This window comes from Streptomyces sp. NPDC007929 (genome assembly GCF_042959065.1).
Lineage (GTDB): Bacteria > Actinomycetota > Actinomycetes > Streptomycetales > Streptomycetaceae > Streptomyces.
Genome location: NZ_JBIBKD010000010.1, coordinates 114,789 through 141,150, shown reverse-complemented (window position 1 = coordinate 141,150; position 26,362 = coordinate 114,789). Strand labels below are relative to the sequence as shown.

The 26,362-nt window shown below is 69.7% G+C and carries 23 protein-coding genes; all 23 read left to right on the top strand.

What is annotated here, in order from left to right; translation table 11 throughout:
• Positions 1 to 202 precede the first annotated feature (202 nt).
• The 23 genes from ACFZDE_RS30710 to ACFZDE_RS30600 all read left to right on the top strand — a co-directional run bounded on the left by ACFZDE_RS30710 (position 203) and on the right by ACFZDE_RS30600 (position 26,358).
• Positions 203 to 1,474: a TrpB-like pyridoxal phosphate-dependent enzyme gene (locus ACFZDE_RS30710; protein ID WP_391205349.1), complete on the top strand. Its 1,272-nt coding sequence runs from the start codon at positions 203 to 205 to the stop codon at positions 1,472 to 1,474.
• 30 nt (positions 1,475 to 1,504) lie between these two features.
• The gene (locus tag ACFZDE_RS30705; RefSeq protein WP_391205346.1) at positions 1,505 to 2,560 is read left to right on the top strand and encodes a BtrH N-terminal domain-containing protein; all 1,056 of its coding nucleotides are present in this window, start codon (positions 1,505 to 1,507) and stop codon (positions 2,558 to 2,560) included.
• Positions 2,557 to 4,629 carry a molybdopterin-dependent oxidoreductase gene (locus tag ACFZDE_RS30700; protein ID WP_391205343.1) on the top strand — a complete coding sequence of 691 codons (2,073 nt, stop codon included), beginning with the start codon at positions 2,557 to 2,559 and terminating at the stop codon, positions 4,627 to 4,629. The genes ACFZDE_RS30705 and ACFZDE_RS30700 overlap by 4 nt, the downstream gene beginning before the upstream one ends.
• Complete coding sequence (locus ACFZDE_RS30695) at positions 4,622 to 5,311, top strand: methyltransferase domain-containing protein (RefSeq protein WP_391001652.1); 690 nt, start codon at positions 4,622 to 4,624, stop codon at positions 5,309 to 5,311. Before ACFZDE_RS30700 ends, ACFZDE_RS30695 begins: the two co-directional genes overlap by 8 nt.
• Entirely contained in the window at positions 5,308 to 5,985 is a 678-nt protein-coding gene (locus tag ACFZDE_RS30690) for a hypothetical protein (protein ID WP_391205340.1), read from the top strand. The genes ACFZDE_RS30695 and ACFZDE_RS30690 overlap by 4 nt, the downstream gene beginning before the upstream one ends.
• The gene (locus ACFZDE_RS30685) at positions 5,972 to 6,958 is read left to right on the top strand and encodes a DUF4872 domain-containing protein (RefSeq protein ID WP_391205337.1); all 987 of its coding nucleotides are present in this window, start codon (positions 5,972 to 5,974) and stop codon (positions 6,956 to 6,958) included. Before ACFZDE_RS30690 ends, ACFZDE_RS30685 begins: the two co-directional genes overlap by 14 nt.
• A complete protein-coding gene (locus ACFZDE_RS30680; protein WP_391205334.1) occupies positions 6,955 to 8,334 on the top strand; it encodes an AMP-binding protein in 1,380 nt (459 codons plus the stop codon). Before ACFZDE_RS30685 ends, ACFZDE_RS30680 begins: the two co-directional genes overlap by 4 nt.
• Positions 8,324 to 8,572 carry a ferredoxin gene (locus ACFZDE_RS30675; protein ID WP_306933277.1) on the top strand — a complete coding sequence of 83 codons (249 nt, stop codon included), beginning with the start codon at positions 8,324 to 8,326 and terminating at the stop codon, positions 8,570 to 8,572. Before ACFZDE_RS30680 ends, ACFZDE_RS30675 begins: the two co-directional genes overlap by 11 nt.
• Before the next feature lie 7 nt (positions 8,573 to 8,579).
• Entirely contained in the window at positions 8,580 to 10,049 is a 1,470-nt protein-coding gene (locus tag ACFZDE_RS30670) for a hypothetical protein (RefSeq protein WP_391205330.1), read from the top strand.
• 11 nt (positions 10,050 to 10,060) lie between these two features.
• Entirely contained in the window at positions 10,061 to 11,557 is a 1,497-nt protein-coding gene (locus ACFZDE_RS30665) for a 4-hydroxyphenylacetate 3-hydroxylase N-terminal domain-containing protein (RefSeq protein ID WP_391205327.1), read from the top strand.
• Positions 11,554 to 14,589 carry a flavin reductase gene (locus tag ACFZDE_RS30660; protein ID WP_391205324.1) on the top strand — a complete coding sequence of 1,012 codons (3,036 nt, stop codon included), beginning with the start codon at positions 11,554 to 11,556 and terminating at the stop codon, positions 14,587 to 14,589. Before ACFZDE_RS30665 ends, ACFZDE_RS30660 begins: the two co-directional genes overlap by 4 nt.
• On the top strand, positions 14,586 to 15,620 hold the full coding sequence (locus ACFZDE_RS30655; RefSeq protein ID WP_391205321.1) for a hypothetical protein: 1,035 nt from the start codon (positions 14,586 to 14,588) through the stop codon (positions 15,618 to 15,620). The genes ACFZDE_RS30660 and ACFZDE_RS30655 overlap by 4 nt, the downstream gene beginning before the upstream one ends.
• A 70-nt stretch (positions 15,621 to 15,690) precedes the next feature.
• Positions 15,691 to 16,629, top strand: coding sequence for a nitrilase-related carbon-nitrogen hydrolase (locus ACFZDE_RS30650; protein ID WP_391205318.1), 939 nt, complete (start codon positions 15,691 to 15,693; stop codon positions 16,627 to 16,629).
• Entirely contained in the window at positions 16,626 to 17,414 is a 789-nt protein-coding gene (locus ACFZDE_RS30645; protein ID WP_391205315.1) for a nitrilase-related carbon-nitrogen hydrolase, read from the top strand. Before ACFZDE_RS30650 ends, ACFZDE_RS30645 begins: the two co-directional genes overlap by 4 nt.
• A gap of 1 nt (position 17,415) precedes the next feature.
• Entirely contained in the window at positions 17,416 to 18,597 is a 1,182-nt protein-coding gene (mfnA, locus tag ACFZDE_RS30640) for a tyrosine decarboxylase MfnA (RefSeq protein WP_391205312.1), read from the top strand.
• Positions 18,594 to 19,445, top strand: coding sequence for a nitrilase-related carbon-nitrogen hydrolase (locus ACFZDE_RS30635; protein WP_391205308.1), 852 nt, complete (start codon positions 18,594 to 18,596; stop codon positions 19,443 to 19,445). Before mfnA ends, ACFZDE_RS30635 begins: the two co-directional genes overlap by 4 nt.
• A gap of 14 nt (positions 19,446 to 19,459) precedes the next feature.
• Positions 19,460 to 20,221, top strand: a complete 762-nt coding sequence (locus tag ACFZDE_RS30630; RefSeq protein WP_391205305.1) for an ABC transporter permease — start codon at positions 19,460 to 19,462, stop codon at positions 20,219 to 20,221.
• On the top strand, positions 20,214 to 21,188 hold the full coding sequence (locus ACFZDE_RS30625; RefSeq protein WP_391205302.1) for an ATP-binding cassette domain-containing protein: 975 nt from the start codon (positions 20,214 to 20,216) through the stop codon (positions 21,186 to 21,188). The genes ACFZDE_RS30630 and ACFZDE_RS30625 overlap by 8 nt, the downstream gene beginning before the upstream one ends.
• Positions 21,185 to 22,567: a radical SAM protein gene (locus ACFZDE_RS30620; RefSeq protein WP_391001681.1), complete on the top strand. Its 1,383-nt coding sequence runs from the start codon at positions 21,185 to 21,187 to the stop codon at positions 22,565 to 22,567. The genes ACFZDE_RS30625 and ACFZDE_RS30620 overlap by 4 nt, the downstream gene beginning before the upstream one ends.
• Positions 22,554 to 23,261 (top strand): methyltransferase domain-containing protein, encoded by a 708-nt coding sequence (locus ACFZDE_RS30615; protein ID WP_391001683.1) that lies wholly within the window; start codon positions 22,554 to 22,556, stop codon positions 23,259 to 23,261. The genes ACFZDE_RS30620 and ACFZDE_RS30615 overlap by 14 nt, the downstream gene beginning before the upstream one ends.
• Positions 23,261 to 24,094: a nitrilase-related carbon-nitrogen hydrolase gene (locus ACFZDE_RS30610; RefSeq protein WP_391205299.1), complete on the top strand. Its 834-nt coding sequence runs from the start codon at positions 23,261 to 23,263 to the stop codon at positions 24,092 to 24,094. The genes ACFZDE_RS30615 and ACFZDE_RS30610 overlap by 1 nt, the downstream gene beginning before the upstream one ends.
• 15 nt (positions 24,095 to 24,109) lie before the next feature.
• Positions 24,110 to 25,609, top strand: coding sequence for a radical SAM protein (locus ACFZDE_RS30605; RefSeq protein WP_391205296.1), 1,500 nt, complete (start codon positions 24,110 to 24,112; stop codon positions 25,607 to 25,609).
• Positions 25,606 to 26,358 (top strand): DNA alkylation repair protein, encoded by a 753-nt coding sequence (locus ACFZDE_RS30600; protein WP_391205293.1) that lies wholly within the window; start codon positions 25,606 to 25,608, stop codon positions 26,356 to 26,358. The genes ACFZDE_RS30605 and ACFZDE_RS30600 overlap by 4 nt, the downstream gene beginning before the upstream one ends.
• The last annotated feature ends 4 nt before the right edge of the window (positions 26,359 to 26,362 follow it).

Below are 26,362 nucleotides of genomic sequence, written 5' to 3'. Positions count from 1 at the left end.
CTTTCTGAAGTCCGCGATATTTGTTGAATGTGCGACTTGGTTTCAAACGGTTGCGCGGTGCTCGAACGGTTTGTACGCTGGCTCACACAATTTTGAAGCGGGGTGCGGGGGGAACGTGACTTCGTATAGTCCAGGCCAAGTCGGGCGCGAGAATTCACCCGTGCCTCGACGTATTGCCGGTGACGGTTCATCATTACCGGGTATGCCGACCCATTGGTACAACTTCCTGACGGATCTGCCGGGCCCCATGCCCGAAGTCAGGGATTCCGGAAGCCCCACGGCCGCGGAAATAGCGGTCGGCATCAGGCCGCGCGTCCTCATCGAGCAGAACAGTTCGGACGAACAATGGATCGCCATACCGGAACCGGTCGCGGAACGGCTGCGGCAATGCGGCCGGCCGACCCCGCTGCACCGGGCGCACCAGCTCGAGAAGCACCTCGGCACCGGCGCGAGGATCTACCTCAAGCGTGAAGACGTCCTCCCCACCGGCAGTTTCAAGCTGAACACCGCCATCGCCCAGGCGTACTACGCGGCCGAGGAGGGGCGCACCACCCTCGTCACCGAGACCGGGGCGGGGCAGTGGGGGATGAGCGTCGCGCTCGCGGCGAAGATGTTCGGCCTGCGGGCCGAGATCTTCATGGTCAGGTGCTCGCTGGAGCAGAAGCCCTACCGGCGCCACTACATGGAACTCCTGGGGGCCACCGTCCGGCCCTCGCCGTCGAACCACACGGCGATCGGACGCAGGATCCTCGGCGAGCGGCCGGACCACCCCGGCAGCCTCGGCACCGCGATCAGCGACGCGATCGAGCACACCCTGGACAACCCCTCCGCCGCCTACCTCGCCGGCAGCGGAATGCCCCACGTCTACCTCCACCAGACGCTGCTCGGACTCGAGGTCGCACAGCAGCTCAGGGAAGTCCACGGCGAAGACCTGGGCGTCGACGGGCGCGGCGACCACCTCATCGCGTGCTCCGGTGGCGGCAGCAACCTCTGCGGTCTCATCGGCCCGCACCTGCGGGCCAAAGCCGACGGTGCCGACCTCCGCTTCCTCGCCGCGGAATCCACGGCGGCACCCCGTCTCACCCAGGGCGTCTACGAGTACGGCCGCACCGACCTGGGCGGCTACACGCCCGAGGTGCTCGGCTACACGATGGGCGAGAGCTTCATCCCGCCGCCCAACCACGTCGGCGGCCTGCGCAACCACCACAGCTCCGCCCTGGTCAGCCTGTTGCGGCACAAGGGCGTCCTGGACGCCGTCGCCTTCGACCAGCGGACAGCGCTGGAGGCCGGCAGGCTGCTGCTGCGGACCGAAGGCCTGCTGCTCGCCCCCGAGGCCGCGCACGCGGTCGCCGCGGCCCTGGACGTCGTGGCGAAGGCCGACGCGGAGAACGCCGAACCGGTGATCGTGGTCCTGGCCAGCGGCTCCGGATTCCTCGATCTGCAGGGATACAACGAAGTCCTGCTCGACGCATAGCCGCACCCTCGTTCACGGCATCTTCGCACCATGCGATTGGGAAGCCATATGCGCTTGGCGACATTTCAGCCCCAGCTCGGCGTTCATTGCGAGACGACCACCCTGCGCAACATGCTCCATCATGCCGGCGCCGGCATTTCCGAAGCCATGCTGTTCGGCCTCGGCCAAGGGATCGACTTCCAGTACTGGGACGCCCCCGAGCCCGGTCGCGGCGCGCCGATGCTCACCGGCCGGATCGAGCCCGCCCAGCTGTCCCGCAACGCCTGCGCCGCCCTGGGCGTGACCTTGCGCGAAGCGCGCTCACCCGACCCCGAAACCGCTTCCGCCGAGGCGACGCGACTGCTGGCCGCGGGACACGTCGTGGGAGTGTCCGTCGACATCTTCCACCTCGACTACTTCTCGTCCCGCAGCCACTTCGCCTCGCACTACATCGCGGTGTACGGGCTCGACGACTCCCTCGCCCACGTCGTCGACACCGACCAGCAAGGAGGGGCGCAGACCCTTCCGGCGGAGTCGCTGCGCCGGGCCCGCGCCTCCGACGAGGGCTTCATGCCGTCGCCCCACCTGCACCTCTACGTCGAGGATCTGCCGGAGCGTCTGACCACGGACCCCGACGCGGTCCTGCGTGAACAGATCTGGAACGCCATCCGGCTCACCGCACAGCGGATGACCGAGGACCGCGGACCCCGATACGGTCTACGCGCCATGCGGCGGGCCGCCTCCGAGATCGCCGAGTGGAGCGACACCCTCGCCGCCCCCGACGAGACGGTGCCGGGCGTCGGGCGCTTCTGGCGCTTCGCGGGAACCGGCGGAGCGAACTTCCGCACCCTCTACGGGGAGTTCCTGCGGGAGGCCCGGCAGCGCTGCGACGACCCCGAACTCGACCCGTTCGTCGAGGACTTCACCGCGGTCCGACGCCAGTGGGACCAGGCCATCGAACTGCTGATGGCCTACCCGGGGCCGCACGGCGGGCGACGGCAACTGCAAGCCCTGGCAACCCTGATGGACGCGATCGCCGACGCCGAGCAGGCCGCCTTCGAAGGGCTGCTCGTCCCGGCAGCCAAACGGGCGGGTGAGCCGGCTTGACGATCACCAGGGCCAGGTCCGTCTGCCGTATGTGCCACGGCGGATGCGGCGCCATCGTCGAACTCACGGACGGCGTCCCCACCGACATCCACGGGGACCCGGACAATCCCACGAGCGAGGGCTACTTCTGCATCAAGGGCAAGGCCTCACTCGACCTGCTGCGCAGCCCGGACCGGCTGACGACGCCGCTGGTACGCACCGGCCCACGCGGCTCGGGGACGTTCGAGCCGATCGGCTGGGACGCCGCCCTCGACCGGATCGCCGGTGAACTCACCGCGACGATCCGCCGGCACGGACCCGAGTCCGTCGTCCTCGGCCAGGGCACCGACCGCAACTACCAGGAATGGGTGTTCCGGCTCGCCAACGCCATCGGGACGCCGAACGTGACCGGCCCGGCCCATGTGTGCTTCTACCCACGGGTCATGGCGTCGATCATGACCTACGGCGCCTTCACCTTCTGCGACTACGAGGGCGACCCCGAAGTCGTGCTGCTCTGGGGCAGCAACAAGCCCAGCACCCACTCCGACGGCGTGATCGGCGTGAAGCTGCTGCGAGCCGTCGAACGCGGCAGCCGCGTCATCACCGTCGACCCCCGCCGCACCCGGACCGCCGCCCGCTCCGCCCTGCACCTGCCGATCCAGCCCGGCACCGACTGCGCACTGGCCCTCGGCATGATCAAGACCGTCATCGACGAGGGCTGGTACGACCACGACTTCGTCACCGCGCACACCTCCGGATTCGACGAACTCGCCGCCCATGTGAAGGCGTACGACCTCGAGCGGGTCGCGCGGATCACCGGACTCACCCCCGACCTCATCCACGAGGCCACCCGCTCCTACGCCCTCGCCTCACGCGCGTGCATCGAGGCCGGCACCGGTCTGTCGCAGAACGAGAACTCCTTCGACACCCACCGCGCCATCGCCATCCTCGCCGCGATCTGCGGCAACATCGACGCCCCCGGCGGCGACGTGATCTGGGAGCCGATGCCGATCGAGGGCCGGCGCGCCTTCCCCCGCTCGGACCTGCTCCCCGAGGAACAGGCCAGGAAGCGGATCGGCGGCGCACAGCACAAGATCCTTTCGATGTCCGGCTGGGTCGCGCCGGGAGACCTGCACGAGGCCATCGTGACCGGGTCGCCGTACCCGATCACCTCGATGCTGGTCTTCGGCAGCAACATGCTCGCCTCGCACGAGAACACCGCGCTGGTCCGCGAGGCGCTGAGCAAGCTGGACCTGCTCGTCGTGTGCGACCTGTTCATGACGCCGACCGCCCGCCACGCCGACATCGTCCTGCCGACGTCGAGCTGGCTGGAGCGGGACCAGATCGTCGAGTTCAACTCCTACATCGCGGCCCGGCAGAAGCTCGCCACGGTCGACGGCTGCCGCTCCGACGAAGAGATCATCCTCCAGCTCGCCGAACGGCTGGGCCTGGGCGAGCACTTCTACCCCTCGCTGGAAGCCGCCCTCGACGCCAAGCTCGCCGGCATCGACCTCACCTGGGAACAGTTCACGAAGATCGGCTACATCCGCAACGACAAGCGGTACCGCAAGTACCGCGACGGCGGATTCGGCACCCGGTCCGGACGCGTGAACCTGATGAACCACGGGCTGCGGGCCATGGGCTACGAGCCGTTCCCGGTCCACCGGCAGCCGCCGGAGCCGGACCCGGCCCTGCCGTACCTGATGACCAGCGCCCATCCGCGGCAGTTCTACAACACCGAGTTCCACCAACTCCCGACCACCGCGCGCAGCCAGAGCACGGCGCGGGTGACCGTCCATCCGGACACCGCCGAGCGGGAAGGGCTGCGCGACGGGGACGAGGTGGACCTCTTCACGCGGGCCGCCGCGCGCGGGGTGCGCATGACGGTCAAGATCTCCGACTCCGTCGCACCGAACGTCGTGATGGCGGACGCCGGCTGGTGGTATCCGGGCGAGTCCTCGATCGACGAATCGCTCAGATCCTCGGTCAATCTCCTGACGGGCAACGACCGTTCCGACGTGCACATGGGGAGCGCGACGATGAGAGGTGTAGCAGTGGGAATACGGCGGCTGGGGCCGGACCGTGGCTAGCGCGCGAGGCACCGTCGCCGCCCGGGTGCCGGAGACCGACGAGGGCCTCCAGGGCGACGAACTGGCCCTCAAATACGACGAGATGCAGCGCCACATCCGGGACAACGGCTGGCTCCAGGAGAAGATCGACGACATCCTCGCGGCGGAGATCACCTCCGGCGAGGTCCTGGAACTGGGATGCGGCCCCGGCTACCTGGGCCTGGAATGGCTCACCCAGGCCGAGGACTCCGCCCGGCTCGTCGGCCTCGACATCTCACCGGCGATGCTCCGCCGGGCCGGCAGCAACGCGAGCGGCTACGGCGTCGCCGGGCGATGCGCCTACGAATGCGGCACCGTCCTGGCCCTGCCGTTCGAGGACGGCCGCTTCGACCACGTCATCAGCGCGTCCTCACTGCACGAATGGGCGGACCCGGCGACCGCCCTGTCGGAGATGCACCGCGTGCTCAAGCCGGGCGGCCGGTACTGCGTCTCCGATCTGCGCCGGGACGTGGACCGGACGACGTTCCAGTTCATGAAGGCGAACATCGCGGCCGACATGCGCCCGGGCTTTCGCACCTCGATCCGGTCCTCGTACGTCAAGGGCGAGATCGAGGAACTGCTGCGCGGCACCGCGCTCGACACGGCCGTCGTGACGGAAGTGCAGATGGGGATCGTCATCACGGGCAGGAAGGAAGCGCCATGAACGCACTCGCGGGAAGTTCTCCGGCCATCACCGCCACGCGCGACGGGCGCTTCCCCGACCGCGCCGCCTTCGGCCGGGCCTGGGAGGAGCTCCTCACGACATCGAGCACCTGGCGGGACCTCGACTGCGGGCAGTACCTGTCGGCCTGGTGCGGCTACGCGCCCGGCCACGTCACCGAGAAGTTCGCCGGGGTCAACCACGTCGGCGTCTACATGGGCGACTACGACAACGACGACGAGGTCTTCGGGTGGAACGCCCACCTGCACGACCTGCGGGCGTCCGGCGAGATCACAGCCGTCGAGATGGGACCGTCGTACATCTCGCCCCGGCAGTACGGCACTCCGGGATGGTGGAACTCGATCACCCTCGCCGACGGACGGGTCATCGAGATGTTCGCCTGCCGCCGCTTCGGCCCCTGGGCGGACCGCCCGGCCGGCGAGCGCGGACGGCTCATGTCGCACGTCGCCATCGACGTCCACACCGACACCGACGTCCGCTACCTCCTGGACGTCCTCGACCGGGACGTCGACCACCTCGAGAACATCGCGTTCACCGAGGCGGACGAACTCGGCCACACCTACGGGCACCTGCGCAACAACGACAGCGGATCCGTGCTCGAGATCGTCTACGAGGCACCGCGCGGCGGAACGGGGCACGGCGATGGCGGTCATTGAGATCTCGCCGCACTCCGGCGAACACTGCGAATCCACGGCACTGCTCAACATGCTCCGCAACCACGACATCGAGCTGAGCGAGCCGCTGATCTTCGGGCTGGGACAAGGGCTGTCGTTCCTGTACTGGCACTCGAAGCAGATGCCGAGCCCGTTCCTCGCCGGCCGGGTCAAACCCGACCACCTCATGCGCAACGTGGCGGACGCCCTCTCCCTGGAGCTGCGGGCCCAGGAGACGTCCTCACCGGCGAAGGCCGAGGCCACACTGATCGAGGCGCTCGACGACGGCGACGTGGTGGGCCTCAAACTCGACCGCTACCACCTCGACTACGCGCGGGAGAACCACCACTTCGCCGCACACTACGTCGCCTGCATCGGCTACGAGGACGACAGGTTCGTCGTCGTCGAGACCCGCGCGCTCGGCGTGCAGTCGACATCACGGGAGAGCATGGCCCGGGCCCGCGCCGCCAAGGGGCCGATGTCCTCACGCCACCTGTCGGTCCGGGTCGACCCCGGCGGATACGACGAGTCGATCCTCGCCAAGGCATGCAGGGCCTCGATCCTGGCCGCCGCACAGGACTTCCTGAGCCCGCCCATCACCAACATGGGCTTCAAGGGGATCGCCAAGGCCGGCTCCCTGATGCGCGGGTGGCACGACAAGCTCGACCGTCCCGTGGCGGCGATGAGCGCCGTCGGCACCAGCATGGAGGAGGGCGGCACCGGCGGCGGGCTCTTCCGGACACTGTGGGCGCAGTTCCTGGAGGAAGCGCACGAACTGACCGGCGTCGCGGCCTACGACGAACTCGCCGTCGAGTACCGCCGTATCGCCAAGCGCTGGACGGACGTGGCGAACCTGCTGCGCGACGCCGACGAGGCCGGCGCCCCACGCGCACTCGAGGACGCCGCCGCCATCGTCAGCGCCCTGGCGGCCGAGGAGCGGACGGCCATGGCGAGGCTGGAGGAGGCGTCCCGATGACCACCCTCGCCCGGCCCACCGGCCACGACCCGCGCGGCACACTGCGCGACACCCTCGCCTCCCGCGTCGACCTCGCGCGCAAGGTCGCCGCCGTCACCTCACTGGACCGGCAGGCGCTCGACGCCTGGGCCGCGGAGGCGCTCGCAGCGACCGTGGAGCACGCCTGCCGCAACTCACCCTTCTACGCCGCCCACGTCCCGGCCGCGGCCGCCCGAGCCGTCGCGCAGGGCCGCCCGCACGCCTTCGAGGCCCTTCCGTTCACGACGCGTGAACACCTCGCCGCCGCGTACCCGCTCGGCATGCTCGCCGTGCCCCGGCGGGAGGTGATCCGGTTCGACGAGAGCTCCGGCACCGGCAACGGGCGCCCCATCGCCGCGTTCTTCACGATGGCGGACTGGCTGGAGAACAACCTCACCGTCGCCGGGCTGCTCGCCGCCGTCCTGGACGAGCGGGACGTCGCGGCCATCGCCGTCCCCTACGAACTCGCCGGGGTGGGCCAGGACCTGGACCGCGCCATCGAGGTCCTCGGCTGCACCATCGTGCCGCTCGGCGCGGCCTCGCCCTCCTGCACCCCGGACCGGATGGTCGACGCCCTGCTGCGGTCCGGCGCCACCACCCTGGTGTGCTCCGGCACGCGCGCCCTGTTCCTCGGCGAGATCGCCCGCCGTCGCGGCATCGACCCGCGGCGCGACCTCGCCGTCTCGAAGATCCTCACAGCGGGGGAGGGCGCCTCACCGGCCAAGAAGCGGCGCCTGGCCGACCAGTGGGACGCCGTCGCGTACTCGATGTTCGGCATGACCGAGACCAACACCCTGGCCATGTTCTGCCGTGAGCGGGAACTGCACCTGGTCGAGACCCGGACGTTCTTCGAGGTGGTCGACCCCGGAACCGGCGAGCGGCTGCCGGACGGCACCGTCGGCGAGCTGGCCGTGACGACGCTGGCCGCCCGGGCCATGCCGCTGCTGCGCTACCGCACCGGCGACGTGTGCCGGATCGAGGCGGCGCCGTGCGCCTGCGGCTCCCCGCTGCGCCGGTTGCAGCACCGCGGCCGGATCGGCGACCGGATCCCGCTCGGGAAGCGCTGGACCTCCCAACTTGAGGTCGAGGACATCGTCCTGGGCGCCATGACCACCGAGCCGTACTACTTCGCCTTCGACATCGAGGGCGACGCCCTGGAGATCGCCCTGCCGCCGTCCGGCTCCGACGACGCGACGCGGAAATCGATCGAGGCGGCGGTCCGTGACCGCCTCGGCGCACCCACCCGGTTCCGCGTCCTGGACACCGAACGGTTCGAGACGGCGCTGCGAACCTCCGCCAAACCGACGATGCGCAACTTCAGTGCCTACGGGGGAGGAGGGGCCGCCGGTGAGGGTTGAACTGCCGCTTCCCACGCGCATTCCGATCGACGGGCGCTTCGAGATCGACGACACCTGCATCGACTGCAAGCTCTGCAACGACCTGGCACCCGACAACTTCGACGCGGACCTCGACAACGACGTCCACTACGTGTGCAAACAGCCCGAGACACCCGACGAGCTGGAACGGGTCCTCGACGCATTCGAATCCTGCCCCACCGAATCGATCCGGTACTCAGCGGCACCCAGCGGGGAGTGATGGCGCAATGTCAAGCCTGGACGATCCAGTAACAACCGACATGTGCGCCGGCCGACGGCAGATGACCGCACTGGGGCCGGTGGCCGAGAGCTACGACCAGTTGCACCGCATCGACCTGCTCGGCGAGGCGCGAGCCGCACGAGGAGTCGAGGAGGGCACGTACGACTCGACCGTGTGCGCCGTCCTCCAGGCCTCCGAGGTGTGTCTGCTCAACCTGGCACGGCTGGCGAACCGGACCCAGGCCCGCCTGCTGGCCGACGACATCCCCACCGCCTCCCGCTACGTCCAGTGGGCCGTCGGGTTCCACCGGCTGCTGCGCGGGCTCGGCACGGTGATGTTCGGTGCCCGCGGCATCTACGGAGCCGGCGTGTCCGCGGGGGCCACGGCCGTGAGCATCTCCGAGTCCGCCGGTTACGCGGCCTATGTCGACGCGCTCCGCGGCCTCGAGGACGTCGCCAAGGGCTCGCTGCTGGCCGGCGCACCCGAGCTGACCCGGACCACCATCGCCACCCGGAGCATCGACGACTCGCTCTACCGCCTGCTGCACGGCATCCGGGTCGGCTGCCACGACGCCACCAAGTGGGAGAGCGACCTCACCGCCGTGCCCATCGGGGTGAGCCGGAGCACCGACGAGCTGATCTCCGCGGAGACACTGGCACGCGCGGTCGCCGCGACCGAGCTGAACGCGGACACCCTGCACGGCGAGTTCGTCGCCCTCCACCAGGTCCCGGAGATCCTCTGCGCCGAGGCGAACGACCACCTGGAGGTGGCGATCCGGGCCATCCGCGCCTCGGAGCTGAGCCGGGCGGCACAGCACCTCGCGGCCTGCCGGGAACTGCTCGACCCGGTGGTCGACGCACAGCGGGTGATGGCCGAACACCTGGCCACCGGGGAGTACCACGAGTTCCGGACCAATCTGGGCCCCGCGAGCGGTACGCACTCGCTGTCGATCAAGCAGCACATGTTCCGGGACCTGTTCAAGCACATGTGGAACGACCTCGAAGCCTGGCTGGACTCGCTCGGCGGGGCATCGCTGGAGGAGACCGTCCGGGACATCGACACACGCCGCCACGACGACCCGGAAGGCTGGCTCCGGCACACCGTGGTCGACCAGGCGTTCAAGCTGCACTCCGCCCACCAGCAGTGGCGCCACGAGCATCTGCACATGCCCCGCAACTGCCTGGGCAGCGGCGGCACCAAATCCATGATCGGCATCCCGGACGGGCCGCAGGCGGTCTACAAGATGCGCGACGCGGCCAACGCCCAGCACTCCCTGGCCACGATCCACCGGGCACGCCGCACGCCCCTGACGAACGCCGTGCCGGACTCGCCCATGGTCAAGCTCATCACCGACCCCAGCTCCCTGGACTCCGAGCTGATGCGGGTCGTCGGCGAGGCGACACGCGAGTACTTCCCCCAGGTGCAAGAGCAGAGCTACCAGCCGTTCCGGTCCGGTGCGGCCGAGCGGAACCCGTAGGAGCGCGGACGGTGACCACCACAGGATCCACAGCCTCGGACAAGCCCACCGACGACACGGCCCTCCTGCCGGGCACCTCCGGCGGCGCCTGGCGAGGGGACGAGTACATCTCCAGCCTCAAGGACGAGCGGGAGGTCTGGTGCGAGGGACGCCGGGTCGACGTGACCGGCGACCCGGGGTTCCGGCCCATGCTGTCCACGCTGGCCGGCCTTTACGACGCCCAGCACCGGCCCGACCGCGTGGCCGAGATGCTCCACCGGTCGGACACCTCCGGCCGGCACGTCAGCCTGTCGTACCTGGCACCGGCCGACCGGGACGACCTCGCCCGCAAATGGGCCAACTCCCACCGATGGGCCGAGGCCTCCTACGGCCAGCTCTCCCGGATACCCGACTTCATGTCGAACGTCGTGGTCGGCCTGTACGACTACCGCTTCCAACTGGCCGAGGTCGACCCCGAGTTCGGGCGCAACGCGGAGAACTACTACCACTACTGCCGGGAGAACGACCTCACGCTGACCCACGGGCTGGGCGACCCGCAGATCGACCGCTCCGCCACCCCCGCCGACCGGCCGGAACTGGGCCTGCGGGTGGTGCGGCGCGGCGCCGACGGCATCGTCGTGCGGGGAGCCAAACAGATCGCCACCCTGGCGCCGTACGCGCACGAGGTGCTCATCTACCTCTCACCCGCCAACTACCTGCGCGAGGACCCCAGTTACGTCTGCTGGTTCGCCGCTCCGCTCGCCACGCCGGGCCTGCGCGTCCTGTGCCGCACGTCGTACGCCGAGGGCTCCGGCGGCCTCGCCTCGCGCTACGACGAGCAGGACGCCATGCTGGTGTTCGACGACGTGTTCATCCCGATGGACCGGGTCTTCCTGCTCGACGACTCCCAGGCCGCCGTCCGCGGATTCGGCGAGCTGAACAAATGGTCGCTCTACACCGGCCAGGTGCGCTACTACCACCGGCTGCGCACCATGCTCGGGGTCGCGTCACTGCTCGCCCAGGCGATCGGCGTAGACACGTTCCGGCAGGTCACCGACCTCCTCGGCGAGCTCACCTCGTACGTCGAGATCGTCCGGCTCGGCCTGGCCGCGATCGACGCCGAGAGCCGGCCCACCTCCTCGGGCCTGCTCGCCCCCGGCTCGACGGCGGCGCTCGACGCGGTCGCCGGACGCTTCTCGACGCGGGGCTCGGAGATCATCCGGCAGATCGGCGCCTCGGGCCTGATCATGCAGCCCTCGGAGGCCGATCTGGGCACCTCCGAGCTGCGCGCGGTGCTGGACACCTACATGTGCGGGCGCGAGACGAGCGTGGACGAGAAGTCCCGGATCTTCCGTCTGGCCGCCGATCTCGCCGTCGACCGCTTCGGGATGCGCCAGGAGCTCTACGAGACGTGGAACCGCGGCGACCCCGCCCGGGTCCGCTCGATGCTCTATGCCCGCTATCCCGACCTGCGACGCTGCGAAACCCAGGCCCGCGACCTGGCCGAAGGGCGGAACGACACCCCATGAGTCTCGACAGCATCCGGCTCGAAGGCGTCACGACCCACAACCTCAAGTCGGTCGACGTCTCCTTCCCCAAGGGCAAGCTGGTCGTCGCCGCGGGCGTCTCGGGGTCGGGCAAGTCGTCCCTGGTCATCGACACCCTCTTCGAACACTCCAAGACGCTCTACCTGGGCGCCCTGTCCAGCAAGTCCCTCGACATGGGTGACGGCGACTACCAGTTCGACCGGATCGCCGGGACCCAGCCACCGGTGGCCCTGCGCCAGCGCGACGGCGGCTACTCCAACCCCCGCTCGACCGTCGGCACCCTCACCGGCCTCGACGGGCTGTACCGGCTGCTGTTCGGCGCCGGTTCGCGGCCGGTGTGCCCGGCCTGTCTCGGCCCGACCGGCCCGGACCTGTTCTGCGACGACTGCGGCTGCTTCGCCGAACCGCACTCCGCGAAACACTTCAGCCCGAACCGTAAGGAGGGCAAGTGCCTCCAGTGCGACGGCATCGGCGAACTCGTCGGCTTCGCACTGGACAAGATCATCCCGGACCGGTCGAAGACGCTCACCGAGATCTGGGACGGAGCCGACCCGGGGACCTTCGCCGTCCCCAACGTGCGCAAGGCCTTCGAGGCGATGGCCGCGGACATCGGCCTGGACCTCTCCCTGCCGTTCGAGAAGCTCAGCCCGGAGCAGACCGAACGCGTGCTGCACGGCTCGGACACGATCTACACGCTCAAGATCCGCAAGGTCACCAACGACTTCCGCTTCGAGGGCATCCTGGGCTTCCTGGAGCGCGCCTACCGCAACGCGTCGTCGGCCGCCCGCAAGAACGCCTTCACCAACTACCTCGGGCGGGAAGTCTGCCCCGGCTGCGGCGGCGGACGGCTGCGCCCCGAGTCGCTCAGGGCGACCGTGGCCGGGCACACCTTCCACGACTTCCAGAGCGACGAACTGTCGGGCTCCATCACCCGGTTGCGCGACGGACTCGCCTCCGGCGCCGTGCCCGCGCAGGTGCGTGAACTCGCCTCCGCGATCGTCAAACAGAGCGCGAACATCGACGACGTCGGCCTCGGGCACCTGCAACTGCGACGGCCGGTCGTCACCCTCTCCGGCGGCGAACTGCAACGGCTGCTGCTCGCGCAGCACCTGGCCAGCGACCTGACCGGCGTCATGTACGTCCTGGACGAACCGACCGCCGGTCTGCACGAGGCCGACACCGGCAAGATCCTCACCTCGCTGCGGCGGCTGCGCGATCTCGGGAACACCGTCATCGTCATCGAGCACGACGAGTCGGTGATCCGTGCCGCCGACTGGATCGTCGAACTGGGACCCGGGGCCGGTTCACGCGGTGGCGAGCTCGTCTTCGAGGGCCGCTTCGCCGACCTGCTGAACTCCGGCGACTCACCGACGGCGACCGCGATGCGCTCCGGCGGGCCGACCCGGGCGCGGGCCGCACTCGCCGACGCCACCTGGCTCGACGTGCGCGGCATCACCCGCAACAACGTGGTCGACCAGACCGCGACCTTCCCGCTCGGCGGGCTCACCTGCGTCTCCGGTGTGTCCGGCGCGGGCAAGAGCTCCCTGGTGGCCGGCATCCACACGGCGGTCTCCCGGGCCATCGCCCAGCGGGCGGCGGGCGCGACGGACACGAGCACCGGCATCCGGGGAGCCGACGCCCTGGACGACGTCATCTACGTCGAGCAGCGGCCGATCGGCCGCTCCAGCCGCAGCACCCTCGTCACCTACATCGGCATCAGCGACCACATCCGCGACGCCTTCGCGGCCGGCGCCGACGCGGTCGAACGGGGCCTCGGACGAGGCGAGTTCAGCCCGAACGTCGCCGGTGGACGGTGCGAGGCCTGCAAGGGGCTCGGGCTGGCCGAGATCGAGATGACCCTGTTCAAGAGCGAGTTCATCGTCTGCCCCGAGTGCGAGGGCCGGCGGTTCCAGGAGCACGTCCTCGAAGTGCGCCTCGGCGGCAAGAACATCCACGACGTGCTGTCGATGACCGTCGAGGACGCACTCGACTGGTTCGACGCCACCAGCAGCCCCAAGGTCGTACAAGCACTCGGCGTGCTCCACGAGTTCGGCCTCGGCTATCTGCAACTCGGCTGCTCGACGACCACCCTGTCCGGCGGCGAGGCGCAGCGGCTCAACCTGGCCGGCGAACTGCTCAAACAGCGCCGCAGCCGCACGCTGTTCATCTTCGACGAGCCGACGCGCGGCCTGCACGCCGCCGACATCCGCCACCTCCTGGCCCTCTTCGAGCGCCTGATCTCCACCGGCAACACCATCGTGGTCATCGAGCACGACCTGAAGGTGATCAGCATCGCCGACTGGGTGATCGACCTGGGCCCCGGCGCCGGCGGCGAGGGCGGCCGGGTGGTGCACAGCGGGACACCGGAGGACCTCGCGGACAACACGGAGAGCGTCACCGGCCGGTTCCTGCGCCGGCTGCGCGACGAACCCGCCGCGGCGACACCCCTGCCCGAACCCGCCGCACCCGCTCGGCCGAGTACGGCACCGGACCTCGGGATCATCGGCGAGCTGCTGCCGAGGGCCGTCACGGTGGTCGCCGGTACGGCACGGCAGTCCGAACGGAACGGGCCGACACCGTACGGACTGGTGATCGGCTCCCTGACCGTCGTCTCCGACGAACTCGCCCTGATCGGCTTCCTGGTGCGCTCGGGCAGCACCAGCTGGAACGCCATCGCCGAGACCGGCCGGTTCTGCGTCAACATCCTCGGCGAGGACCAGCACGAGGTGTCCGACGCCTTCTCACAGGGCCGGCCGGACAACCGCTTCGACGCCCTGGCGTGGACGCCCTCCACCAACGGCTGCCCGCGCCTCTCCGGCGCCGTGGGCACCATCGACTGCAGCCTGAAGTCGACGTACCGGATCGGCGACCACGAGTTCGTCCTGGCGACGGTCGTCAGCGTCGACATGGAGGGCGGCACCGACCGCCGGCCCCTGCTGCGGGCCGAACGGGGCGACAGCGCTCTCGACGAATACGGGTGGCGCCGGTTCGCCCGGGAAGCGGAGGCCAGGTGACCACGACCACACCCCTCGCGACGCACTACGAACAGTTCCTGGAACTGCTCACCCGGGACCCCCGCACCACGGTGGACGGCCGCGACGCCCCGCCTGCGCGGTACGGCGAGCGGGCCGACCCCTCCGGCGGATCACAGCCGATCGTGCTGACCCGTGAGGAGTGGATCCGCAACCAGATCGACCTGACCCTGGCACTGGGCCGGCTGCTGACCGAGGACGACGTCGTCGTCTCGGCCGTGCCGTACGAACTGTCGTTCATCGGCGCCGAGGTGGACCGCGTGATCGAGATGGTCGGCGCCTCGGTGATCAGCGTCGGGACCAGCGGGACCATCTGCCCGATGCCGCGGCTGCTCGGGCTGATCGAGCAGTACGAGGTGACCGCCCTGGTGTGCTCGCCGAGCTTCGCCGCGGAGCTCGCGGGTCTCGCGGCGTCCCTGGGCAAGCGCCCGGCGGACTCCACGGTCCGGACCATCGTCAGCGTGGGGGAGGCCTGCTCCGCCGAGCGCCTCGACCGCATCGGCGCCGCCTGGGCGGCGAGGACCTCCGCGCTGTACGGGACGCCGTCGACACCGACGGTCGCCGTCGCCTGCGATCTGGGCGCACTGCATCTGTGCGACCACCGGCTGCGGGCGGAGGTCCGCGGCGGGCCGCGCGGCGAGCTGATCCTGGACGGCTCACCCACCGGTGAGGCCGTCGAGCTGTGGCCGGCGGACCGCCGCTGCGACTGCGGTTCCCCGAGCCGGGTCATGGTGCCGCTCGGCGGCATGGCCTCGGCGGTACGCGGACCGGACGGGCTGGTCACGGCGCTGGACGTGGAGCGGATCGTGTTCGGCCACCGCAGGCTCGCACCGCCCTTCGCCTGCGCCGTCCGGGCCGGCGCCTTCCACGTGACCTGCGCCGTGGCCGACTCCGACGCGGTGGACACGGACGCGATGCGGCGCGCGATCCGCGGCGGCATCGACGAGGCGCTCGGCGTCCGGGCCGAGGTCACGATCGTCGGCGTACCGGACTGGAGTACCGCACCGTCATGACCCGCACCCCGCCGCGGCACGCGATCGCCGCGGCCCATCCACCCGGTGGCACCCCGAGGAGACAAGACGCATGAGGGTAGCGGTAGTACAGACCCAGTGGGTCGACGATCACGAAGACGGCCTGCGCAACGCCTACCAGGCGATCGAGGACGCCTGCGCGGCCGGCGACATCGACCTGGTGTGCTTTCCCGAGTTCCTGCTCGGCCCGCCGTGGTACATGCCCGGGCAGGACGGGCTGAAGGGACTCACCGACACCCCGATACCGGGGCCGATCGTCGACGGCTTCCAGTCCCTGGCCCGCAAGCTCAACACCCACATCCTGCTGGGCTCGCTGGTCGAGGACCTCCAGGACGGCATGTACCGCAACACGTCCCTGCTCATCGGCCGGCAGGGCGTCATCACCGGACGCGCCGTCAAGGCACACCCCTTCGGCAACGAGATGGTGGTGTGCCGCCAGACCGACGCGCTCGGCGTGCTGTCGACCGAGTTCGGGCAGATCGGCATCGCCGTGTGCTCCGACTTCTGGATCCCCGAGGTCGTCCGGATGCTGGCGCTGGCCGGTGCACGCACGATCTTCGTACCGGGCGGCACACTGGGCCAGAACCAGCCGCTCATGGTCAACGCCCTGCGCACGGCGGCGTACCTGAACGACGTCAACATCGTCTACGCCAGCTCGGTCGGCGTCGTCCGCGGCAAACGCGGCGACCGGATCGTGGAGATCCACTTCGCCGGAACCAGCCTGGTCGCCAGCCCCGAGGGCGTGCTCGCGCAGGCCGGCAGCGACGAGCCGGAGACCCTCGTCGTCGACATCGAGGAGCCCGCGGACGGCGACGGCCGCCGCTGGCAGCAACTGCGCAGGCCCCACGCCTACCAGGCGCTGCTCACCCCGTACGCCGGAGCGGACCGGGACCTCGCCGCCGAGCTGCGGGCCAGCCTGACCGGGGGCGGCGGCCCGGACCGGGGCAGGCCCGCCGCCGCTACCAGCACACATGAGGGGACTCGTTCGTGACCATCTTCGTAGCGCAGCACCCCCGCCGGGCGACCCCCGAGGCGACGGCCTCCGCCGTACTCGACGACCTCGACAGCCGGGTGACCGACGAGGCGTCGTTCGTCGTCCTGCCCGAGAACGCGTTCACCAGCGGCGGCGACGTCCGGGAGCTGCCCCGGCACCTGCGCGAGCGGTGCCTGGACCGCCTGACGGCACTGGCCCGGACCCGCGGCACCTACGTGCTCACCGGCTCGTGGGCGGAGACCCGGCCGGGCGGCGGGCTGACGCAGGTGACCAGGCTCCTGGATCCGACCGGCGCGGAACGCGCCCGTGTGGAGCGCCCCGTCCTGCCCGACGGGACGACCGGCACCGGGGACGACTTCCCCGTCGTCGAGACGCCGTTCGGCCGGGTCGGGATCCTCCTCGGCCCCGACTTCTGGCTGGTCGAACCGCCGCGCATCGCCTGCCTGGCCGGCGCCGAGCTGCTGCTGGTCGCCGGGTCCCTCGACGGCAGGCAACAGGCCTCGCAGCGCGCGGCGGTGTGGGGCATCGCGACCCTCAACACCGTCGCGGTCGCCTTCGCCGGCTCGCTGAGCGAGCGCTGCGGCGGGGGCAGCGCCGTGGCCGCGCCCGAGGGCTTCGTCGCCGAGGCGGGCACCGACGAGGGTGTCATCGAGGCGCCCTGGGACGTCGAGAGGATCCGGCACCTGCGCGAACCCGACCTGCGCTTCCAGCAGACCCTCTGGTTCGGGCTGTGGGCGCGCCGCACGGAGCTGTACACCGACCTGACGGCGCAGGTGAGTTGAGATGCGCGACACCGGTGCCTCCGCCGCCGACGTCCGGCGGCGGATCGCCACGGAGATGGCCGACGACGTGCCCTGGAGCAGGGTGCTCAACTCCATCTGCACCGACCCCCACCCCCTCGGCGTCGAGATGGCGACCGCCGCGGCCCACACCAACCTCGGCGACGTGCGCATCTTCCGCGGCACCAAACGGATCGAGCGCAAGGTCGTCGAGCTGCTGCTCGACCTGCTGGGCAACCCCGGCGGGTCGGGGAGCCTGGTGTCCGGTGGCACCGAGGCGAACCTCATCGCGATGCTCGTGGCCCGTGAGTCGGCGCGTGCCCGGGGACGACTGACCGACCGGCCCGAAGTCGTCGTCAGCAGCACCGTGCACTTCTCGTTCACCAAGGTCTTCGGCCTGCTGGGACTGACCCCGGTGGTCGTGCCGGTCGACGACTCCCTGCGGCTGCCGGCCGCCGAGGTGGCCCGGCACCTCGGCGAGCACACCGTCGCGGTCGTCGCGACCGCGGGCAGCAGCGAGTTCGGCGTGGTCGACGCGGTCGACGAGATCGGGCCGGTGGTGTCGGGACGCGATGTCCACCTGCACGTGGACGCGGCCACCGGCGGCTTCATCATCCCCTTCGCCCGTGAACTCGGCCACGACCTGCCCCAGTTCGACTTCACCGTCGACGGCGTCGACTCGATCACCATCGACCCGCACAAGTACGGCCTGGCCAACGTCCCGGCCGGGGCCATCCTGTTCCGCGGCGCACAGGACGCCGGACGATTCGCCGTCGACTCCTTCTTCATCGACACGCCGGTGCACAACACCCTGCTCGGCACCCGGCCGGGCGCCGCCGCCGTGTCCACCTACGCGGTGCTCGAGCACCTCGGACGGGACGGCTTCCTCGACCTCACCCGCACCAACTACGAGGTGACGAAATACCTGGCGGACCGATTGCGCGCAGCCGGACACGAGCTGTTCGCCGAACCGCAGCTGAACATCGTGGTCGTCAGGATGGAGCACGCGGTCCGCATCTCACAGCTGCTGGAGACCAAGGGCTGGATCGTCTCCACGTCGAAGCGGTTCGGCGAAACCCTGCGGCTGGTCGTCACCCGGCATGTGACACCCGCGATGGTGGACGAGTTCCTGCCGGTGCTGGAAGCGGCGTGCAAGGAAGCCACGGCCGAGGCGGCGCCCCGATGAGCCTATTCCGCGGCGCCCGCACCCGGCTCGCCGCCCTCCAGCTGCGGATCGAGCCCGGACAGCGGGACGAGAACCTGGCCCGGGCCGCCAAACTGCTGTCCACCGCACGCGAACGCGAGACCGACCTGGCGTGCCTGCCGGCGACGTTCGCCACCGGCCTGAACTTCCCGACGCTGCGCACCGACGCCACCACCGAGGACGGACCGGTCGTCGAGTTCCTCGCCGAGCAGGCCCGCACCCTCGGGATGCACGTCGCCGCGGGTGTGCTGCTGTCGAGCGGGCGGGACGTCTTCGACGCGGCCGTGCTCGTCGGCCCCGGCGGCGACCCGCTCGGCTGGTACCACCGCGCCTGTGTGTGGGCGGGCGAGTCCGAGTACATCTCCACCGGCTCGCCCGGCGAGGTGATCGACACCCCGGTCGGACGGATCGGCCTGCAAGTCAGCTACGACCTGCGCTTCCCCGAGGCGAGCCGGCAGTACCTCGCCCAGGACGCCGACCTCGTCGTCTGCGTGGCCAACCTCTTCGGGCCGTTCTCCCACCCCCTGCGCTCCCTGTGCCGCGCCCGGGCCGCCGACAACGAGTGCGCGCTGGTCTTCGCCAGCGGCGTGGGGGAGAACCGCTTCGCGAACATGACCTACCTCGGCCGCAGCATGATCGTCGACGGCCTGGTGCAGGACGCCCGCGAGGACCAGGACGCGGACATCCTCGCCGAGGCCGGACCGGGCGGCCAGGAGGCCGTGATCCACGCGGACGTCCACTGGCGGCAGCGGCGCAAGACCCGCGCCGGGCTGCCCTTCCACGACGACCTGCGCTCGACCTGGACCACGATCCACGGGGGGCCCGCCTGATGAGGGCAACACGTATGCAGCCGGAGTCCGGCTGGCTCGGCGACGTGCTCGGGCTGGTCGTGATGGACATGCGGCAGTTCTTCGACAACCGCCTGTTCGCGGTGTCGACGCTGCTGACGTCGGTGTCGATGGTGCTGGCGTTCGGCGCGGCGACGGACCAGATGGTGAGTCCGGCACCGACCGCCGCCAACTACTTCGGCTTCGTCTTCCCCGGCATCATCGGCGCCGGCATCATGTTCAGCTGCACCTACACCGTCGGCTACACGGTCATCATCGACCGCAACCGCCGCACGATCGAGGACCTGATCCTCTCGCCCCTGTCGTACTCCGGGTTCCTGCTCGCCCGGATCGTCGGGGTCGTGCTCAAGTGCCTGTTCCAGTTCGTGCTGGTGCTGCTGCTCGGCGTCGGGGTCTTCGACGCCCGCATCGAGTCGGTGCCGCTGTTCGTCCTGGGCTTCTTCACCGCCTGCACGGCCTTCGCCGGGCTCGGCATCCTCATCGCCACGTACACCAACGAGATCTCCTTCCCGGCCGTCGTGAACATCATCGTCATCCCGCTCATGTACTTCGCCGGGATCTTCTTCCCGCTCGACAACCTCGGCAAGCTGGGCGAGGTCTTCGAAAGGCTCCCCCTCTCGGTGCACGTCGACATCTTCCGCGCCGCCACCTCACCCGACGTCTCCGCCACCGGGGCGTCCGTGCTGGCGGTGGCCTACTCGTTCCTGGCCCTCTCCATCGCCGCCTGGGCCTTCCGCAGGAGGATCGGCCATGGCTGACACCCCGAGCACCACGGCACCGGTCCTGTCGGTCACCCGGCTCGACCACCGCGTGAGCCCCGACTTCGCCCTGCGCTCCCTCACCTTCTCGGTCGGCGCCGGCGAGGGCGTGGCCATCATCGGCACCAACGGCGCAGGCAAGACCACGCTGATCCGGCTCGTCGCCGGGCTGCTGCGCCCCTCGGGCGGCGAGGTGCGCATCTGCGGCACCCCGCCCCGCCGCTGGGGCCAGGTCGGCCGCCACATCGGCTACGTCCAGCAGGCCAAGGACCTCCCGGACGGCGTCAGCGTGGAGACGTACGTCAAGCACCAGCTCAAGCTCCGGCGCGCCGACCCCGGCCGCTACGAGGAGCTGATCGCCCTGGCCGACCTGGAGCGGTACCGCCACCAGTACGTGCGCAGCCTCTCCGGCGGCAGCCAGCGCAAGCTGCACGTCATCTGTGCCGTCGCGCACCGCCCCGACCTGCTGATCCTCGACGAGCCGACCACCGGCCTGGACCCGACGGCGCGCGAGACGCTGCTGGAACTGCTGGGCAGCCTGAAGAAGGACGGCGTGGGCGTGCTGTTCGCCAGCCACCACCGCGACGAACTCCTCGCGCTGGCCGACTCGGTCGTGGTGCTCCACCAGGGCCGTCAGATCAAGGACGCCTCGCTCGACGCCGTCACCCGGTGGGGCGAGCGCTCCAGCCTGATCCTGGAGGCCTTCACCGACGCGCACCTCGCGCCGCTGCACGACTGGGCCGGGCAGCAGGCACAGGCCGGCCGCGCGGTCCGCGCCGTCCGCACCATCGACCAGGGCGTGCGGCTCGACCTGACCGACGGCGACCACCAGGGCACGCTGGCCGAGGTGGTCGCCCGGGCCCACGCCGCCGGCCTCGCCCTGCGCTCCGCTTCCTACTTCCAGCCCACTCTGGCGGACGTCGTCCGTTCCATCGTCGACCAAGTCGAACCGGAGGACATCGCATGAGCATCACCACCACGACCACGAGCATGCCGTTCTGGAAGGAGTACCCGGAGCGCGACAGCGAGTGGGTGCGGCAGTACCCCACCAAGCACGTACCGGTCAACGAGGAGGAGGTGTTCACACGCAAACCCATGGGCGTGTACGTCCACATCCCCTTCTGCAACCGGCTCTGCTTCAGCTGCCCGTACATCAAGCACCAGACCGACCGGGACCTGACCCGCACCTATCTCGACGCGCTGAAGGCCGAGATCACCAACTACGCCGAGCGGCCCTACATCCAGGACCACGTCATCACCCTCGGCTACATCGGCGGCGGCACCCCGACCGCGCTCACCGCCCCCCAACTCGACGATCTGCTGGGCCACATGTTCAGCAGCTTCGACGTCGAGGAGGGCGCGGACTTCTCCATCGAGACCACCCCGGTCGACATCAGCGAGCGCAAGGCCACCGTCCTGCTGGAGCGCGGCATACGGCGCATCAGCCTCGGGGTGCAGACCTTCGTCCCCGAGGAACTGAAGAACATCGGCCGCCCGAATGACCCGGAGATGCTCAAGGAGAGCATCCGGCTGCTGCGGCGGTGCGGTTTCGAGAACATCAACATCGACCTGATGCACGGCATCAACGGGCAGACGATGGAGAGCTGGGAGCACAGCCTCGATGTCGCCATCGAACTCGGGGTCACCTGCATCTCGTTCTACACGTACATGGAGTTCGCGCAGATCTCCACCAAGCGCCGGAAGCTGCCGCCGGTCCCGGAGAAGGCCGTGGTCGACGACATGTTCCTGTTCGCCGCGGAGAAGCTCTCCAAGGCCGGCTTCCTGGGCTACTACGGCGACTGCTTCGCCAAGCCCGGCTTCCAGCCCAAGTACGGCGAGACGTCGTGGAGCGAGGACATCCCCATCATCCCGCTCGGCCCCACCGCCACCGGCCACCTGCGCGATCACTGGTACTTCAACGAGCCCGACATCGGCCGCTACATCCAGACGGTGATGGAGGGACGGCTGCCGATCTCCATGGGCAAGCACATCACCAAGTCGGAGTCGATCCGGCGGTCGATGGTGCTGGGCGTCAAGGCCGGGCGGGTCAACCGGGAGCGCTTCCGCCGGATCCACGGCGTCGACTTCATGGAGATGTTCCGCGCCGAGATCGACGACCTCATCGAGAAGGAACTCATCACCGCCGACGAGAACGGCATCGAGGTGACCGGCCCGAAGGGCTGGTACTACCTGGACAACATCTCCAAGGCGTTCTACTCGCCGGAGTTCCGGCGCTACCCGCAGCACCTGGGAGCGGACATCTCCAACTTCATCTCCAGCCAGCCGATCCCCCTGCAGCTCACCACGCGGCCCAAGGACGAGGAGGCCGGCTGTGACCACCACTGAGGCCCGACTGCTGAACCTGACCGACCGGGTGCCGCAGCCCTCCCCGCACGACGACATCGACAAGGTCCGCTTCTACGACCTCGGCATGCGCCGCTCCGCCCTGATGGCGTACAAGCGGCCCAGCGACCGCATCCTGGCCAACGTCCGCGAGGGGATGACCGACCTCGTCGAGGTCGGCTTCAACACCGGCCTGCTCTCCCTCCACGTGGCCGGCAAACTGCCGGACCTGGCCGTGTCCGGCGTGGAGGAGAACCAGAACCTCGTCGACGTCGCCGAGGACAACCTGACGCTGGCCGTGTGGGCCAACAGCGCGGGCGACGTCGAGTTCGAGATGGCCAAGCTGAGCCGTATGCCCTTCCCGGACGACTCCGCCGACATCGTGTTCTCCTTCTCCTCGCTGCACCGCTGGCGCCGGCCGGTCGAGACGCTGAAGGAATGCGCCCGCATCTGCAAGCCCGACGGCGTCGTGATCATCGAGGACATGAACCGGCACGCCGAAGAGGGCCACATCACCTTCATCCTGCAGTTCGTGAAGGAGGGCGGCGACGAGTTCATGCGTTCGTTGCAGGCCGCCTACACCCGGGACGAGGCGGCCGAACTGCTCCAGGAAGCCGGTCTTGCGGACTGGCAGGTCGTCGAGGAGGACCTCGGCCTGGTGATCTCCTCACGTCCCCTCGAACCGGTGAGCACCTGATGCCCGGGACGAAGATCGCGGTTGTCCAGATGGAGTCCAAGCTCGGCAAGCCGGCGCAGAACCTGCGCCGCGCCGAGCACTACATCGGCGAGGCCGTCGCGCAGGGAGCGGACCTGATCTGCCTGCCCGAGGCGTTCTCCACCTCCGGCAACATCCTGGAGGTCTCGGACGTGTCGGTGACCATCCCGGGGCCCGAGACCGACTTCCTGCGCGAGCAGGCGCGGCAGGCCGGCGTGCACATCGTGGCCGGGCTGCTGGAGCGCGGCGGTGACGGCAAGTACTACAGCACGTCGGTGCTGTGCGGCCCCGAGGGCACCCTGCTCGGCCACTACCGGCGCGTGCACTGCCACGAACTGGAGGCCCGCTACCTCAGCGGAGGGTCCGAGTACCCCGTCTTCGACGTCGGGTTCGGGCGCATCGGCCTGATGCAGGGCTACGACATCAACTTCCCCGAAGTCGCGCGGGAGTACTGCCGCCGCGGGGTCGACATCATCGTGTGCTCCGCGCTGGTACCCGAGATGTTCGCGTACGTGGCGAACATGCGCCTGCCGGTCCGGGCCGTGGACGCCGAGTGCGTCGTGGCGTTCGCGTCCGGCATCGGAAACAACCTGTACGCCGGGTTCGGCTACATGGGGCGCAGCCAGGTCCTGGCGGACCCGCTGTTCCTGGAGGCCGAACGATTCGACTTCGTCGACGGCGACGAACGGATGGTGGACCTCGGCAAGGAGCCCGGCGTCGGCGTCGTCGAGATCGACCTGGACCGTATGCGCCGCTACCGCGCCAAAGCCACCCTGAGCGGCGATCTGCAGCCGGCGACGTACTGGCAGTCCTGACGAGAGTGAAGGCCCATGCGCGTACTGCTCATCTCCACCAACAAGATCCGGGTACCGCGGCCGGCGCTGCCCATCGGCATGGCCTACATCAGCGCCGCGCTCAAGCACGCCGGACACCAGGTCGACGTCCTCGACCTGCTCTGGGAGTCCCGGGAGCTCAAGGCCGTCCGGGAGAAACTGACCACCGCGACCTACGACGTGGTCGGCATCGCCGTGCGCAACCTGGACAACCTGACGTTCATCGACCCGGTCTTCTTCGGGCCGATGACCGAGAAGATCGTCCAGTGCGTGCGCAAGTACACCAGCGCCACCGTCGTCCTCGGCGGCTCCGGATTCTCGGTCGAGCCGCTGTCGTTCTTCGAGTACGCCCAGCCCGACTACGGCATCGCGGGTGAGGGCGAGGCCGGAGTCGTGCAGCTGCTGGACTACCTGGAGTCCGGCGGACGGCGGGAGTCGATATCGGGGCTCTGCTACCTCGACGACAACGGCAAATTCTGCCAGAACCAGTCCAGTCAGGCGTTCGACCTGGGCGCCCTCGAACCCGACCGGTCCGTCTACGACCCCCGGTACTTCGAGGAGGGCGTCTCGGCGGCCTCCGACCTCACCCGTGACCACCAGCCGGCCATCGAGACCCTGCAGACCAAACGGGGCTGCAAGCTGTTCTGCTCCTACTGCATCATCCGCAAGACCGAGGGCAAGGGCGACCGCTTCAAGGAACCGGCGGAGGTCGTCGGCGAGATCCAGCGGGCCATGGCGGAGAACCCGGCCGTGCGGGAGTTCGAGATCGTCGACGCGACCTTCAACTACCCCATGGAGTACGCCGCCGAGGTGTGCGAGGAGATGATCCGCGCCAAGCTCGACGTGCCCTGGTACTGCCAGCTGACGCCCAACGCGGTCACACCGGAGTTCGTGAAACTGCTGCACGCGGCCGGCTGCATCCGGGTGGACCTCGGCACCGACGCCCTCACCGACGAGGCTCTGGCGGACCTGATGAAGGGCTTCGACATGGCCAGGGTCCTGGAGATCGACCGCCTCTTCACCGCCAGCCCCATCGAGCACACCCACTGCATCTTCCTCGGCGGGCCGGGGGAGACGCCCGAGGCGCTGAGGGAGTCGATCCGCTTCACCGAGAAGTATCTGAACCCGGCCCAGATCTACGCCAACCTCGGCATCCGCATCCTCAGCGGCACCAAGCTTCAGCGCCAGGCCGTCAAGGCCGGGATCCTGAGTGAGGGCCAGGGCACGTTCGTCCCCGCCTTCTACGTGGAGCCGGCGATCCTCGCCGACCGGGACACGCTCGACTTCGTCCGTGACGCCTACCTCAGCCACAAGAACTGGTACCTGTGGTGGGGCCTGGGCGGGCAGAACCTGACGGACCGTTCGAGGGAGACCGTCCAGGCCGTCGCCGACATGCACCAGGAGTACGAGTACGTCATGCAAGGCAAGCCCCGGCTGGAACGCGCACCGAAGCCGCTGCCCGCCCAGCCGCTCAAACTCACGATCGGCACCAAGTGATCAATGTTCCAACCGCCGCGCACGAACTGTCCAAGACCCTCGCGGCCCGGGCCGACCCGGACTTCGCGGTGCGCACACAGCGCTACTTCCCGCACGAGATCCGGGCCCTCGGCGTCGGCAACGCCGAGGTCGCGAAGATCGCCACCGACTACTTCCGGGACCGGCGCGACACACCCGCGGCGACACGGCTGCTCCTCGCGGAGGAACTGCTGGCCCGCGCCGAGTACCACGAGGAGGTGCTCCTGGGCTTCGCGGTCCTGCACAAGGTCGCCAGGACCGGACTCGGCGAGGAGTTCCTGGACCGCTGCCGGCACTGGCTGGAGACCTATGTGTCCAACTGGGCGCAGTGCGACGACATGTGCCTGAAGCTGCTGTACCCGTTCTTCCTCGGGCACCTGGAGCTGATCCCGCGGACCCGGAGCTGGACCGAGTCCGCCTCCCCGTGGGCCAGACGCGCCGCCAACGTGGCCGTCGTGAAGTTCGTCCGGCGCACGGTGGGCCGGACGGTCTTCGAACTGCCGCTGACGCACGTCCTCGACAACTGCGTCCGGCTGATGCACGACGACGACACCTATGTGCGGAAGGGCTCGGGCTGGCTGCTCAAGGTCACCGCCGAGGTCCATCCCGACGAGGTGGCCGCGTTCCTGCGCACCTGGCACAGCGAGATGCCCCGCGACACGTTCCGGTACGCGGTGGAGAAGATGGACCCGCCACTGCGCCGGTCCTTGATGGAACTGGGACAGGGGTGACGCG